The organism is Acetomicrobium sp. S15 = DSM 107314 (genome assembly GCF_016125955.1).
GTDB lineage: Bacteria > Synergistota > Synergistia > Synergistales > Thermosynergistaceae > Thermosynergistes > Thermosynergistes pyruvativorans.
Map to the genome: position 1 here is coordinate 17,986 of NZ_JADEVE010000174.1, position 14,463 is coordinate 32,448.

Genomic DNA, 14,463 nt, shown 5'->3' on the forward strand with positions numbered 1-14,463 from the left:
GGATTAGCTATAAAAAGCAGATAATAAATCTAAAAGAGGGGGGATTTAGAATGGTTAAAAGATTTTGTTCACTGTTCCTCTTAAGTATAACGCTGGTCCTTCTGACGAGCTTTGCCTTTGCTGCAGAATATCCTGCTCAGCCTATCAAGGTGGTGGTTCCTTATGCGGCAGGCGGGACGAGCGACATCCAGACGAGGATCATGTCTAAGTACATCAAGGAATATTTGGGCCAGGATTTTGTAATAGTAAACATAAGCGGTGCCGGTGGAGGTATAGGCAACAGGGAGGTTTTAAATGCTGCCCCTGACGGGTACACCGTCCTCTTCCAACATCAATCGATGTTTTCCAACTATCTCACCGGCGTTTCTGACTTTACTTACAATGATTTTGCGCCCGTTTGCCTCGCCATAAGAACTAATCGCATATTTGTTACCAGACCTGATGCTCCATGGAATAACCTCAAAGATGTCGTGGAAGACGCGAAGAAGCGCCCCGGTCAGATAAGGCTCGGCGCAGAAATCGGAGCCACCAGTCACTTTCAGGTTATGCCGCTTCAGATAATGACGAATAATGCCTTCGTCCTCACCGCCAGCAAGGGTGGCGATATGGACAGGATTACGAAGATAATGGGCAGCCATATGGATCTTAGCGTTGTGGCTCTCTCCTCAGTGGTTTCGTATCTGAAGTCCGGGGAGTTGAAGGCGTTAGCCGTAACGTCCGCGGAAAGAGATCCCTTCCTGCCAGATGTGCCGACCGCGAAAGAGCTTGGCATAGATGCGGTCTTTATGCAGGATACAGGCTTTTACATGCCGCCCAAGACCCCAGAAAACATAGTGGCTGTTTTCTCCAAGGCGATAGGCGAGATGTCTAAGAATGAGGCTTACGTCAAGGAGATCGAGGAAAAGACTTTCTCTCAAGTTAGGTATATGGACACAGAAGAATTCGTGAAATTCCTGGAAGAGGACTTCAAATATTGGAGCAGGCTCGCGAAAGAGGCCGGATTCGAACCTGCCAAGAAATAGCTTTAAATCGACGAGTTGGGTTTAACTAAGTACGAAGATAAAGCCAGGGCTGTGTGAACAGCCCTGGCTTTATGAAGAACTGGAGGTATACGGCGATGAGCGCATCTGTTCTACAAGGATTGGGCCTGTGCGCTGTGGGCATTTGGCTCTTTATCGAATCTTTGTCCATTCGAAGTTTAGGGTATGATGCTCTTGATGCGCCTTTCTTCCCCAAACTCAGCGCTGTTTTGTTGATAATTTTTGGAGCGGCTATAGCGCTTAGCGCTGCGCTCAAGAAGGAAACAAAGCTTCAAAAAGAGAGGAATAGGCGAAGTTATACCAAAGTAATACTGTATATGTGTATGCTTATAGCATATGCTATTGCGGTTAAATCCTTGGGTTTTGTAGTAACTACAATTTTCTTTATATTTATAAGTTATTTAATGATGGCAAAAAAAATATCTCTTAAAGAAATAATTTACAGTATAACCTTTGCTTGCGCCACCACTTTTGCATTCTGGTATATATTTGAAAAAGGCTTAAAGGTGATACTGCCGTAAGCGTCTAAGGCAAAAATCAAGACGAAGGAGGTTTTGAACTTGACTTCCACAGAAAAACCGACAATAGGCTTTATAGGGCTGGGGATAATGGGACGACCCATGAGCAAGAATTTGCTCTCCGCCGGCTATCCGCTGGTCGTATATACCAGGACCAAGAGCAAAATTGAAGATATGGAGAGGTTGGGCGCCAGGGGGGCAACCTCCCCCAAAGGTGTTGCCAGTCAAAGCGACGTAGTTATAACGATGCTTCCTGACTCGCCTGAGGTTGAGGAAGTAATTTTAGGTGAAAATGGCGTTATTGATGGCGTAAAGCCTGGGACCGTGGTCATCGACATGAGTTCGATTGACCCCGTCGTTACGCGCAAAATTGGTGCTGCCCTTGCCCAAAAAGAGGCGAAGATGCTCGATGCCCCCGTGAGCGGCGGCGAGAGCGGAGCTATAAAAGGAGAGCTTGCCATCATGGTGGGCGGCGATAAAGAGATCTTCGAGCAGTGTTTGCCCATACTCCAAGCCATGGGGCGCACCATCACTTATATGGGAAAATTGGGCAGCGGCCAGACTACGAAGTTGGTAAACCAGATCATAGTTGGGATAAACATAGCTGCCCTATCCGAAGCATTTGCTTTTGGAGCTAAGGCTGGATTGTCTGCAGAAGACATACATAGGGCGATCAGCGGAGGTATGGCCGGGAGCAGAGTTATGGAGATGATGGTGCCGCGCTTCATAAAGAGGGACTTTAAGCCCGGCTTTAAACTGGATCTCCACATTAAGGACTTAAAAAATGCCATTAACGCTGGAATGGCATTGAAATCTCCTCTTCCTCTGGCTTCTTTTGTCGAGCAGGCCATGATCTCTCTCTCTGCGGAAGGCAAGGGGGAGTCCGATCACGGTTGTCTTGTTGAACTGTGGGAGGAACTTTCTGGAGCAGAAGTTAGATAGAGGTTAGATGAGACATTAAAATAACATCAATACAAAGGTCAAACCCAATCCGCTTTTCTGTCTGTAAGGAAATCGAAGGAGGAATAGTTATGACGTTTGCCCCTCGCGGCATATTGCCTGCCATGGTTACCCCCTTGAACGATAGGGAAGAGGTCAACGAAAAAGCTCTGAGGAGCCTCGTGGACTTCCTGGTCGATAACGGAGTTCACGGAATATTCGTGGTGGGCAGCCAAGGTGAAGCTTATGCCCTATCACGGGACGAGAAGAAAAAAGTGATGGAAACGGCAGTGGAGCAAGCAGCCGAACGTGTGCCTGTATATGCCGGCACGGGCGCCGTAACCACCCGCGAGGCCGTCGAGCTTACTCGGATGGCCGAAGGGATCGGCGTGGATGCCGTTTCCGTCATCACTCCCTATTTCCTGTCTCCATCTCAAGAAGAGCTTTACGAGTACTATAAGATTATAGCGAACTCAACGAGTCTTCCGATATTGCTCTATAATAACCCGGGCAAGACCGGAGGGGTGAGCATCTCCGTAGGCCTTGCAGAACGCCTTTCTCAAATCGAAAACATCGTAGGCATCAAAGATAGCAGCGGCGACATGACGCTCACCGGCGAATACATCAGGAAGACCAGAGATAAGGGTTTCAGTGTCCTCGCCGGCAGGGATACACTTATACTCTCTACGCTGCTTTACGGCGGGAGCGGAGCCATATCAGCCACGGCCAACGTGGCGCCTAAAATTGCAGTAGATATCTATGAGCATTTTGTAAAGGGCGACATTGAAAAGGCCAGAGAGGCGCAATTTGCCCTCGCCCCGCTGCGTGTGGCCTTTGAACTGGGAACATTTCCCGTGGTAATAAAAGAGGCGCTCAAAATCATAGGCATAGATGCAGGACCGGCCAAAAGCCCTGTTAAAGACTTATCAGATGCGAAGAGGCAAGAATTAAAGGAAATCCTCAAGGGAATGGGGCTTTTGTGACGCCCGCTATGTTGTCTCAAGGAGAGCCGAAAAGCGTAAGAGATTTCCGAGGTCAATAAAACATATAAAAAGAGGGAGAGTGGGCTAAGATGAACGGAAAGCCGAAAGTCTTGATAACAAATCGCATTCCTGAGGAAGGTATGCGCATAGCGGAGGAACATTGTGAAGTTAAGGTATTCGACTACGAAGGGGCGCTCCCAAGAGAGGTGCTTTTAAGGGAGGTCAAAGGGATAGACGGTATTATTTCCCTCCTAACTGATAAAATCGACGCTGAGGTAATGGATGCCGCAGGCCCTCAGCTTAAGGTTGTGGCTAATTACGCCGTCGGTTTCGACAATATCGATGTGGAAGAAGCTACAGGGCGCGGCATCATGGTTACCAACACTCCCGGCGTCCTCACCGACACAACTGCTGACTTGGCATGGGCGCTGCTTTTGGCTGCAGCGCGCAGAATAGTCGAAGGGGACAAATTTGTACGCCAAGGGAAATACAAAGCCTGGAAACCGATGCTCCTTTTGGGCACTGATGTCCATCATGCGACGCTCGGTGTCGTCGGTTTTGGCAGGGTAGGCAGGGCCGTGGCGCGCAGGGCGACGGGCTTCGATATGAGGGTCATTTACTATGACGTGCAGAGGGTGTCCGAGGAGTTGGAGAGAGAATTTAACGCTGAGTACAAGCCGTTGGATCAACTCCTTCAAGAGGCAGATTTTATATCAATTCATCTCCCTCTCACGAAAGAAACTCGCCATCTGATCAGCGAACGAGAGCTGAAAATGATGAAGAAAGAGGCGTATCTCGTTAACTCTGCCAGGGGCCCCATCGTAGATGAGAAGGCCCTGGCTAAGGCTTTGAAGGAGGGGTGGATCAGAGGCGCAGGCCTGGATGTTTTCGAGCACGAACCGCAGGTTGAACCGGAGCTGTTAGAGCTTGATAACGTAGTTTTAGCCCCTCACCTTGGTTCCGCCTCTTACGCTACACGGGCCAAGATGGCTACAATGGCTGCCGATAATTTGGTCAAAGCCCTCAAAGGCGAGACGCCGCCTAACCTCGTGAATCCGGAAGTAGTGAAAAAGTGAGGCGTTAGACTATGAAGAATCCGAGGGAAGATGCGCTTGAGATAGCCAGGAAGGCAATAGACGCGGTATTGCCGGAGAACGCGCTGAAGCGGGCACTGGAGGGGCGCTTATTCCCCGGTAAAGTCGTCCTCGTGGCCATAGGAAAAGCGGCATGGCGCATGGCAAAGGCCGCTTCTGATGTGCTTGGTGATCGCATTCTTCGCGGCGTCGTAATAACCAAGTATGGTCACAGTCAGGGGCCGATAGGAAATTTTGAAATTTACGAAGCTGGGCATCCGATCCCGGACGAAAATACGGTCATAGCCACCGAAGCGGCTCTTCGGGCCACAGCCGGCCTTTCGCGCGATGACGTAGTGCTCTTTTTGGTTTCGGGCGGCGGCTCGGCCCTTTTTGAGAAACCGAAAGGCGGTGTTTCTCTTAAAAGCATCATGGACGTCACAGATCAACTCTTGCGTTCTGGAGCCAACATCGTCGAGATCAATGCCATCAGGAAGAGGCTTTCTGCCGTCAAGGGAGGGCAATTCGCCCAAAACCTCCATCCTGCCAAAGTCTATGCGGTTGTCCTCTCCGATGTTTTGGGCGATCGCTTAGACAGCATAGCTTCCGGTCCGGCATATCCAGACAGCACTACGTCCGAAGAGGCGCTACGCATCGTCCAAAAGTACGGGCTGAAGTTGGATCCCGAGCTTTTGAAACTGTTAGAGGAAGAGACGCCCAAATCGTTATCCAACGTGGAGACGGTAGTCATAGGGAGCGTCAAGGTGATGTGCGAAGAGGCGGCTAAAACGGCATCCGAGCTGGGATACGATACTGAAATCCTGACTACGACTCTGGATTGCGAGGCCAGAGAGGCCGGCCTATTCCTGGCAGCCATAGCTCGCGAGGAGAAGGGGTATGATAGACCATTGCTGCGCCCGTGCGCGTTGATCCTCGGCGGGGAAACGGTGGTTCACGTTCGCGGCCGAGGGTTGGGTGGCAGAAATCAAGAGCTCGCTCTTTCGGCGGCCACAGGTATCCATGGGCTTGAAGGCGTAGCAGTGCTTTCGGTCGGTTCCGACGGGACCGACGGACCTACAGATGCCGCCGGCGGCATTGTAGACGGATCTACGATAACAAAGCTAAAAGAAGCTGGTCGCGACCCGGAAGAAGCGCTAAAAGACAACGACTCTTATCATGCCCTCGAGGCATGCGGCAGCTTAGTAAAGACGGGACCCACGGGGACTAATGTGAATGATTTGACCATCCTGGTATGTCAGTAAAGGTTTGAATAGGGGTGATGTGAAATGAATGAAGTTCTCGATGTCATCAAGCGCAGAAGGAGCATCCGCAAGTATTTGCCGGATCAGATCAAGGATGAAGAGCTGAATATGATATTGGAGGCGGCAATCTTTGCCCCGAGCGGTCATAACGAGCAGCCGTGGCACTTTCTGGTCATCCAGAATAAAGAACTCATCGACCGTATGAGCGAGAAGGCAAAAGAGGCAATGATGCGTTCGGATATAGACTGGATTGTCAAGATAGGGCAAAATACGCGCCGTCACATCTTTCATAACGCCCCTACAGTAATAGTGGTTTCTGGCCGCAAGGGCTCGTATTCCGCTTTAGTGGACTGCTCTGCCGCCACGCAAAACATGCTTTTGGCTGCCGAGAGCCTTGGCATAGGAAGCTGTTGGATAGGCCTCGCCAATTTCTTCTTTCAACAGGAAGAAGAGGCAAAAAGGCTTTCCATCCCAGAGGGGTATGAGCCTTTTTATGCCGTCACGTTGGGCTATAAAGATCCTTCACATCAGTCCATAGCGCCCGAGCGGAAACGCGACGTCTTTGCCTACATTAGATGACGGACTTTCGGAGGCGAAGGAGGATGTCTACAGAGATTAAAATTACCGTAGGATCTGTGATTGTAAGGGTGAAATTGAATGATACAAAAGCCGCCAAGTCTATAAAGGAAGCGCTTCCTATAAAGAGCGAAGCTTCTACATGGGGTGATGAGGTTTATTTTTCTACGCCTGTCAAGGCCTCTCTTGAGGATGCCAAAGAGGTGGTGGAAATGGGTGACGTGGGTTACTGGCCGCCTGGCAAAGCTATCTGTCTATTTTTTGGCCCTACGCCTGCGAGTCGAGGTGATGAAATTCGCCCAGCCAGCCCCGTGGTAGTGGTAGGTAAAGTTATAGGTGACCCGACGGTTCTCAAGGCTGTGCGCGATGGTGATAGCGTAACCGTGGAACTCTCGGAATGAGCGCTGGCGAAAGACCTCGGCCAATTGTTTATGTATAATAAATGCTTTGGAGACCCCCTTGCGCAGACCTGGGGAGATTCGTATATTTTTTAGTTGTGATGAACGAACTTTAGAATCGCAGAGGATACTAAGGTAGGAGGGTGAGCGGTGATGAAGCGGATTTGTCTAGCCTTGACGTTGATAGTACTCTTGCTTGTTGTGCCACATTTTGCGTATTCCCAGGCAGTGGGCGAGGAGCCCTTTCAGTTATATGCGCCCTTTACGGGGGTTATCATAGGCGCAAAAGACAGAGCTACATTGGACGTGAAGCTCAAGAACATGACCGACAAGGGTCTGGACGTGAAGCTCGAACTCGAGAGGGACGAAAAGGCCGAAGGTTGGGAGGTGATGCTCTTAAACTCCGAGTGGAGCGGCTTCGGAGTGAGCAGCCTTCATCTCGGCACGGGCGATGAGGATAAAGAGGCGACGGTAAAACTCCGCATAAAGCCCGCCGAGGATGCCGCGGCAGGGGAGTATCGCTTCATCGTGAAAGCCTCTACGCTTGACGGCGCATTTTCCGAAACATTGCCCATCGTGGTTCAGCTCACCGGTGGCAAAGTGGCTGAGGAGAAAGTCAAGACAGATATCGAACTGGAGGCCAAATATCCTGCCGTTGAAGGCACGCCGGGAAGGGCGTTTAGCTACGAGATTTCCGTTAAAAACGCGGGCGGAGATGCCGTGGTTGTGGATTTGACGCTGAACCTGCCCGAGAAGTGGTCGGGTTACATAACGCCGCGATGGGAGTCCGAGAGGAGGATAAACTCCATCAAACTCGATGGCAGCGCTACGGAGCGCATCCTTCTAACCGTAACGCCCCCCATCGATGTAGAGAAGAAGGATTATCCCGTAAAGCTCATCGCTAAGACAGGTGACGTGGAGAAGGCGCTGGACCTCTCGGCGATTATAAAGGGAACTTACAGGCTTCAGATGGTGCCTGAGACTAATCGACTCAACTTCGATATGGTGGCGGGGGAAGAGAAGCGCCTGGTGCTCTATCTCTGGAACGAGGGATCTGCTCCCATCGAAAACATTTCTCTCTTGGCCAGCAAGCCAGAGGGGTGGGAAGTGAAATTTGAGCCGGAAAAGTTATCAAGTCTGGAGTCCCTTTTGGTCACGCAGAAACCGGAGCAGGTGACGGCTATTTTCAAGGCTCCCGAGCGCACCATCCCTGGCGATTATCAGGTGTCCGTTACGGCAGCTGGGGACCAGGATCAAAAGAGCTTGGACTTAAGAGCCACAGTAAAGGTCCCCACCAGCTGGGGGTGGGCTGGTATTGGCGTTATCGCGGCAGTTCTTTTGCTCCTGTTCGGTATTTTCATGAAGCTGAAGAGGCGATAGATCATGGAGTGGGTAGTTGAGGCCTCCGAACTCACCAAGCTCTACGACGGCTTCAAGGCTGTCGATGGTGTGAGTTTTTGCATAGCCAAAGGGGAGATTTTTGGTCTGTTGGGGCCCAATGGAGCCGGCAAAACGACCACGATACTTATGCTTTTGGGCCTCACAGAACCCACTTCTGGCACGGCAAGAGTTTACGGTTATAACTCTACCACTGAGCCCCTCCAGGTGAAGAGGGTAACCGGCTATCTCCCCGAGAATGTGGGCTTCTATGAAGAGCTGACGGCAGCGGAAAACCTCCTCTATATAGCCCGCTTAAATGGCATCAAAGGTGAGGAGGCCGAAAGGAAGATCGAAGAAGCCTTGGAGGTCGTCGGCCTATCCCACGTTAAAGATCAAGCGACGGGCACGTTCTCTAAGGGAATGAGGCAAAGGCTGGGCCTCGCCTCCGTGCTGATAAAAGATCCGAAACTCGTCATCTTGGATGAGCCCACCACGGGCATAGACCCAGAGGGAACAGAGCAGGTATTGAGACTCATTATGAAAATGGCTCACGAAATGGGCGTTACGGTGATGGTCTCTTCGCACCTGCTTTATCAGATGCAAAGGATCTGCGACCGGGTGGGGATCATGTTCAAAGGCAAGATGGTGGCTCAAGGGAGCATCGATGAGATAGGGGCTCAAGTTTTGGGCGAGAGGCAAGGGGTGATGAAGCTCACGTGCGATAACCTCGAGCCGTCATTGATGGAGAGGCTCAAGAGTAAAGAGGGCGTGTTCGATGTGAGCGCAAGCGGCATGGCAGTGGTGGTCAAGTTCGACGAAAGCCGTAAGGCCGACCTTGTCCGTGACGTCGTCAACGAAGGTTTCATTCCAATTGAGGTGAGAGGCAAGGAATATAGCCTTGAGGAGATCTATATGAGATATTTCCAGGAAGGGTGATGGCTCATGGGCGGAGCAGGAGCTGTGTTTTGGAAAGAGCTTACCGATTACTTGGGCAGCAAGCGCTTCCTAATAATATTTTTGATCATCGTGGCAGTCAGCCTCTTCTCTTCCTATGGGGCTACGGAAAGCCTATCGCCGGAGACCACGTATCCGGAGTATCTCTTCGTGATGCTCCTTTCATCCTCTGGAGGCGGGCTTCCGTCTTTTCTCTTCTTCATAAGCTTCTTCGGCCCGCTGATAGGAATAGTGTTGGGGTTTGATGCCATAAACTCCGAGCGCTCACGAGGCACGCTGAGCTTGCTCCTTTCACAGCCCATATATAGGGATGCCGTCATCAACGGTAAGTTCTTGGCGGGATTGGCCACTGTGGCCATCATGATAGCAAGCATCATCGTCATGATAACAGGGGTGAGCATCGGCAAATTAGGCGTCGTTCCCAATGGCCAAGAGGTGGCGAGGGTCGTCCTGTTCTTCCTGGCTTGCGTATTATACGTGGCCTTTTGGCTCAGCTTGGCAATTCTCTTTTCCCTCGTCTTCGCGAGGAGCTCCACATCAGCCCTCGTTTCGATCGCGGTTTGGATATTTCTCTCCTTCTTCATTTACATGGTCGCTGGCGTTATCGCCGACGAAATGGTGCCGCTGACGCAGCAATCTGCTATTGAGGAGATAGCCAAACACGAAGGCATAAGGTCCATGATAATGCGCCTTTCGCCAAGCGTCCTTTTGGAGGAGATCTCTTCGGCCATCTTGAACCCATCAATTCGGCTCTTCGGGATTGTCATGGAAAGCCAGTTGAAGGGGCTCATAGTTTCCCCCCTTTCCATTGGCCAGAGCTTAATGGTTGTATGGCCGCAGTTCGTGGCGTTGGTTGCCCTTTCTATAGTCTGTTTTGCGGTTTCCTATGTAGCTTTCATGCGGCAAGAGATTCGCTCCATATGAGAGGCGCGCAAAAGGCGTAAAAGGAGGAAGAATCAGGCATGGGCAAAAGTGCATTGTTGAGCTCTTTGGGTAGCGGTAGGGTTTTGGAAATAGTGCAATTTAAGGTTACGGAGGGCGCAGATCTCCTCGAGGCTATTGAAGAGGGTGTTAAGGCGAGCGGCATATCTTGCGGTGTCTTCGTCTCGGGCTTGGGGGCATTGAGGAGGGCTGTGTTTCGCAACTTGAAGTGGTGGCCCAAGGAGTTTCCGGTGAAGCCAGAAGATAGGCTCTACCTTACGTTGGAGCAACCTTTGGAATTGCTGTCGCTCAGTGGTTGGATTGCCCCACGGGAGGGGTCAGAGGAAGTCGAGGTGCATGCCCATTTTACAGCTTCTACGGTGATGAACGATACAGTTGCTGCGTTGGGGGGACACCTAACAAAGGGGACGATCGCAGGGATCAAGGTCATCGTAGCCATTGCCAAATTGGAAATGCCAAATGCGCGCGTCGTGTCGGACGAGAGTACGCGCAGCTCTGATATAGCCTTCGATTGAGAGTGCTCACAGAAAGGAGCGCCTGAGATATCAACTCTTGAGCTGTTCGGGTTGCTGTTTCTGTTCGGAATCGGAGGGGCTGGGGCGTGGCTCTTCTTGCGGCTGCGCTTGCCAGCCCCCTCTATATTGGGTTCCCTTTTTGCCGTAGCTTTGCTATGTCCGTTAGGGCTGAAGGTTGCATTCCCCACGGGCATTGTCTCTTTCTTCAGCAAGGTGACAATAGGGGCCTTTATAGGGCTTCGCTTTGATCGCAACTGCACCAAGCTGTTACGCGATTTGGCTTGGCCTTCTATTATTGTTTCCCTATGGATGTTGGGCACGTCTATAGGGTGTGGCATGCTGCTTTATCTCTTTACGGACCTTCCCATCTCCACGGCGCTTTTGGGTTCGACCGCTGGCGGTGTCGCCGAGATGGCGCTCCTCGCTCTCTCCCTTGGGGCAGACGTGGCGAGCGTCACCTTGCTTCAGACCTTCCGTCTCGTCGGTTCGATGTTTGTTATGCCTCTGTTGGGTGCCAGGTACGCTGGAAGCGATGGGGGCTCGCTCGACGAAGAGCTCCCACCTTGCAGCTCAAGCTGTGATTCAAGCGATTCGAGCCCCTGGAGATATATGACTTTTGTGGGGTTGGCTCTCTTAGGAGGATGGGCGGGCACGATAAGCCATGTTCCAGCAGGAAGCCTGTTGGGCTCTATGTTCTTTGTAGGCGTTTTTTGTGCTTTGGGTATACCCATGTGGTCCCCTCCGAAGATCATCAGGTCTATCGCTCAGACTGGCGTAGGTATAACCATAGGCTTGAGCATGACCGAGGAGACGTTCAGGCAACTTTACTTTATGTTGCCCCCGGTTTTGTTGCTCACCGGGGGCATGATAGCCTGTGCCGTAGCCTTGGGTTTTCTCCTCAAGCGCATCACTGGTTGGGACTTGGTGACGTGCCTGTTGTCGGCATCTCCTGCTGGTTTGACTCAAATGGGCGCGATAGCCGATGAGATGGGAGCTGACCCGTTGATAGTCAGTCTCATGCACACGGTGCGCCTCGTGAGCATCCTCATCGTGATGCCATTTTCCCTTTCCGCTCTGCTTTCTTAGCGAGACCCGAGACTTTTAAGCGGCCTTATTGAATTCGAAGCGGCCTCGAGTATCTACCGCACGGCCTGTACCATAATTACAGTCGCCGGGTTGTCGCCACTACGCCTCCTCTTGTCATCTTCACTACCTTGGCCTGAGTTGCTTGGGCATTAACAGTTAGTCAACTCGAAGAGAACCAAAAACGCCAACTTAGAATACATCGGGTAGGCTACATGGGAATAGGCAACATTTAACACCCGAGCGCCTGAGTCCAGACAAATAAATTTGAATGTGGGTTGTTTAACGAATATGAAAGGCTGGAGGTAACCCAAAGACCAAGCATGAAAGCGCCCGGCAAACTGGGGCAACTCCAATAATAACAAGGATTCTGACATCCTTTCTCCGATTTCCGCCTCTTGAAAACTCCTTGCGCATCTTTTGGTTTGCCGGTATTCTTTCTGTTGGGTGCTCTCTTCTATTGGGTTTTATGCATAAATCTTATACTGAACCTCAGGCCACCCATTTTTACAGAAAGTACAGGACGTAATCTAACCAAGGTTTCTAAAGATAATAAAAACGGTAGAATAGTGTGAATAGTGAAGCCGATTTGATATCTAAAGGAGGTTAATGTTGATGATAGGTAAAGAAGTATTGATGACGAGAGGAGCGCGCAAGGTGATTAAGATTTGCGCAAACGTATCCCAGGGGGAAAGGGTTTTAATAATTACCGATCCAGAGAGACTAAATATAGCAAACCTACTGATGGGTGTGATGGAAGAGGATGTTGAACCGGTGATGGCAGTTATGTTTCCCAATAAATATGATGGCCAAGAACCACCTGATATCATTGCCTGTGCCATGCTTGAGGCTGATGTTGTAATTATGCCTGTGACTAGGTCGATTTCACATTCCACTGCTGTTCATAATGCTCTCAATAATGGTGCGAGGGTTCTTGCTATGTCGGCTTTTGTGGAGGAACAAATGTATGTAGGCGGGATTCAAGCTGATTTTGTTAAGCAGAGACCTGAGTGTGAAAGATTTGCGGAACATTTTACCAATTCGAACAAAGTAGAAATTACATCTTCAAGCGGTACCAGGTTTACAGCTAGTATCAAAGGCCGCAACGGTAACGCTCATTCATGTATAGTAAATGAACCAGGACAATATTCGGCTGTTCCAAATATTGAAGCAAATGTCGCACCAGTGGAGGGAACCGCGGAAGGAGTAATTGTTGTTGATGGCTCTGTTCCAAATTTCGGTATCGGTATTGTAGAATCTCCCATCGCAATAAAGGTTAAAAATGGCTCTATAACAGAAATTGCTGGTGGCAAGGAGGCTGCACTTCTCAATAGTCTTTTAAAGGGACTCAGGGATTCTGCAGCCTTAAATATTGCACAGATAGCAATAGGACTAAATCCCGAGATAAGAAGGTTTAATGGTATTATGCTTAATGATCATGGTGTATACGGTAGCGTACATGTAGGGATTGGGACTAGTCATAATCTTGGTGGTGAGGTTAAGGCCCCGATTCATTATGATGTAATGATGGCTAATCCTACAGTATCTCTTGATGGTAGGGTAGTCATTGATAGTGGGGAAGTTGTTGGATAATATAAAAGAGACTACTTAAAAAATCACCTAACCACGGTCACCATATCGAGTTGTATCCATTTCTGGCATGTGGAATTAATGAAAGAGAAAGATAGCGGACTTTATGTATGTTGCTATGCGTAGTGGGTTTGCAATGCCGCATTCGTTATAGACGTATTTTATTAGATTTATCATAGATTGGCAGGTCTCGAGATCTTAGAGTGTCAACATAGGCCTGAAATTGATCCATCTATGCCGGTTTAAAATTGACCCACCCCAGCCTTCAACTAAGCATTGGCTTGAGAACTTTTATACAGCCTAGTCTTTGCTCTGTCCTTCAAACGACCCTGATGTTAATGATGTGGGCATGATGAATAGCCTGTCCAACACTGCTGTTACTAACACTGAATCGCTCATCGGCTCTCCCTATTCACCAAATTCCTTATTGCTGGTGTATATGATGCTCCCTCTTTTGCAACGAGCGCTTTCAACTGAAAAAAAGAGGCTTGAACGCCTTTAGTTCTTTGATCAGCTTTGTAAGGGTAGTGAAGTAGACCGAAATGCTGCAAGGCAGTGCCTCCGCGAAAAGAGCAAATGCCAGGTGCGTTTTACCCACCCCAGTAGGCCCGAGGAGCACCAAGCTCTCTGCTCTGCAGGCGAAGGCCGTAGTGGCGAGCTCCTTGGTTGGTTTGTCGTCGACGCTCAACTGAAATTAAAATTAAACCACATAAGAAACTAAACATAGAAGAATCTCAAAAAACAAACAAAACATGAGAAAACATGTAAATTCGCCATCTACAGTCCAGCGCCAATATGTACAATTGTCCTTATTTATTATTAACTAGGCTTGACATCTTTGGTAAGATATGTTTTCATATTGAGTAGTTTAGACGATAAGCTAAAATAAAACCGCAGCTCAAAGAATTTATGGTACTCAAAAGTTTTTTCAGTCGCCAAATAGACCTGTTATTTCATCTTTGTAGATAGCAATACGATATACAGTTAAAAAGATGATGTAACATCAAAACAGACTTAGAAGGTGATCTTCAGGTTTCTAAGTTCGGCTAAAATTAATAAAAACATACAACAAAAAGGGAGGGGAAGCTTAATGAAAAAAGTTGTGATGTTTCTACTTGCAATGATTTTGAGCGTAGCTTTGTTTGGTCACGGTCAAATGGCGGCACTGGCAGCATCACAGTATCCCACGAAACCCATCACCTTATTGGTA

The 14,463-nt window shown here is 49.5% G+C and carries 15 protein-coding genes; 14 read left to right on the forward strand and 1 reads right to left on the reverse strand.

Annotated features, from left to right (window positions below):
• The first annotated feature begins 50 nt into the window (after positions 1–50).
• The 14 genes from EZM41_RS04600 to EZM41_RS04665 all read left to right on the forward strand — a co-directional run bounded on the left by EZM41_RS04600 (position 51) and on the right by EZM41_RS04665 (position 13,256).
• Positions 51–1,022 carry a tripartite tricarboxylate transporter substrate binding protein gene (locus tag EZM41_RS04600; protein ID WP_198469967.1) on the forward strand — a complete coding sequence of 324 codons (972 nt, stop codon included), beginning with the start codon at positions 51–53 and terminating at the stop codon, positions 1,020–1,022.
• Positions 1,023–1,117: 95 nt separating this feature from the next.
• Complete coding sequence (locus EZM41_RS04605; protein ID WP_198469968.1) at positions 1,118–1,561, forward strand: tripartite tricarboxylate transporter TctB family protein; 444 nt, start codon at positions 1,118–1,120, stop codon at positions 1,559–1,561.
• A gap of 33 nt (positions 1,562–1,594) precedes the next feature.
• Positions 1,595–2,500: a 2-hydroxy-3-oxopropionate reductase gene (garR, locus tag EZM41_RS04610; protein WP_269778856.1), complete on the forward strand. Its 906-nt coding sequence runs from the start codon at positions 1,595–1,597 to the stop codon at positions 2,498–2,500.
• A gap of 89 nt (positions 2,501–2,589) precedes the next feature.
• Positions 2,590–3,480, forward strand: coding sequence for a 4-hydroxy-tetrahydrodipicolinate synthase (dapA, locus tag EZM41_RS04615; protein ID WP_198469970.1), 891 nt, complete (start codon positions 2,590–2,592; stop codon positions 3,478–3,480).
• Positions 3,481–3,569: 89 nt separating this feature from the next.
• A complete protein-coding gene (gene gyaR / locus EZM41_RS04620; protein WP_198469971.1) occupies positions 3,570–4,556 on the forward strand; it encodes a glyoxylate reductase in 987 nt (328 codons plus the stop codon).
• A gap of 11 nt (positions 4,557–4,567) precedes the next feature.
• A complete protein-coding gene (locus EZM41_RS04625; protein ID WP_198469972.1) occupies positions 4,568–5,815 on the forward strand; it encodes a glycerate kinase type-2 family protein in 1,248 nt (415 codons plus the stop codon).
• Between the two features lie 24 nt (positions 5,816–5,839).
• Complete coding sequence (locus EZM41_RS04630) at positions 5,840–6,394, forward strand: nitroreductase family protein (RefSeq protein WP_198469973.1); 555 nt, start codon at positions 5,840–5,842, stop codon at positions 6,392–6,394.
• A 23-nt stretch (positions 6,395–6,417) separates the two neighbouring features.
• The gene (locus EZM41_RS04635) at positions 6,418–6,792 is read left to right on the forward strand and encodes a cyclophilin-like fold protein (protein WP_198469974.1); all 375 of its coding nucleotides are present in this window, start codon (positions 6,418–6,420) and stop codon (positions 6,790–6,792) included.
• Positions 6,793–6,942: 150 nt separating this feature from the next.
• Positions 6,943–8,169, forward strand: a complete 1,227-nt coding sequence (locus tag EZM41_RS04640) for a COG1470 family protein (protein ID WP_198469975.1) — start codon at positions 6,943–6,945, stop codon at positions 8,167–8,169.
• Positions 8,170–8,172: 3 nt separating this feature from the next.
• Positions 8,173–9,105, forward strand: coding sequence for an ABC transporter ATP-binding protein (locus EZM41_RS04645; protein WP_198469976.1), 933 nt, complete (start codon positions 8,173–8,175; stop codon positions 9,103–9,105).
• A 6-nt stretch (positions 9,106–9,111) separates the two neighbouring features.
• A complete protein-coding gene (locus EZM41_RS04650; protein ID WP_198469977.1) occupies positions 9,112–10,047 on the forward strand; it encodes an ABC transporter permease in 936 nt (311 codons plus the stop codon).
• Between the two features lie 38 nt (positions 10,048–10,085).
• Positions 10,086–10,580 (forward strand): PCC domain-containing protein, encoded by a 495-nt coding sequence (locus tag EZM41_RS04655; protein WP_198469978.1) that lies wholly within the window; start codon positions 10,086–10,088, stop codon positions 10,578–10,580.
• Positions 10,581–10,622: 42 nt separating this feature from the next.
• Positions 10,623–11,666 carry an AbrB family transcriptional regulator gene (locus tag EZM41_RS04660; RefSeq protein ID WP_269778858.1) on the forward strand — a complete coding sequence of 348 codons (1,044 nt, stop codon included), beginning with the start codon at positions 10,623–10,625 and terminating at the stop codon, positions 11,664–11,666.
• A gap of 612 nt (positions 11,667–12,278) precedes the next feature.
• Positions 12,279–13,256: an aminopeptidase gene (locus tag EZM41_RS04665; RefSeq protein WP_198469980.1), complete on the forward strand. Its 978-nt coding sequence runs from the start codon at positions 12,279–12,281 to the stop codon at positions 13,254–13,256.
• Positions 13,257–13,722: 466 nt separating this feature from the next.
• Here EZM41_RS04665 and EZM41_RS14625 read toward each other — a convergent pair whose 3' ends face one another.
• Positions 13,723–13,941 (reverse strand): ATP-binding protein, encoded by a 219-nt coding sequence (locus EZM41_RS14625; protein WP_446697813.1) that lies wholly within the window; start codon positions 13,939–13,941, stop codon positions 13,723–13,725.
• Positions 13,942–14,463 lie beyond the last annotated feature (522 nt).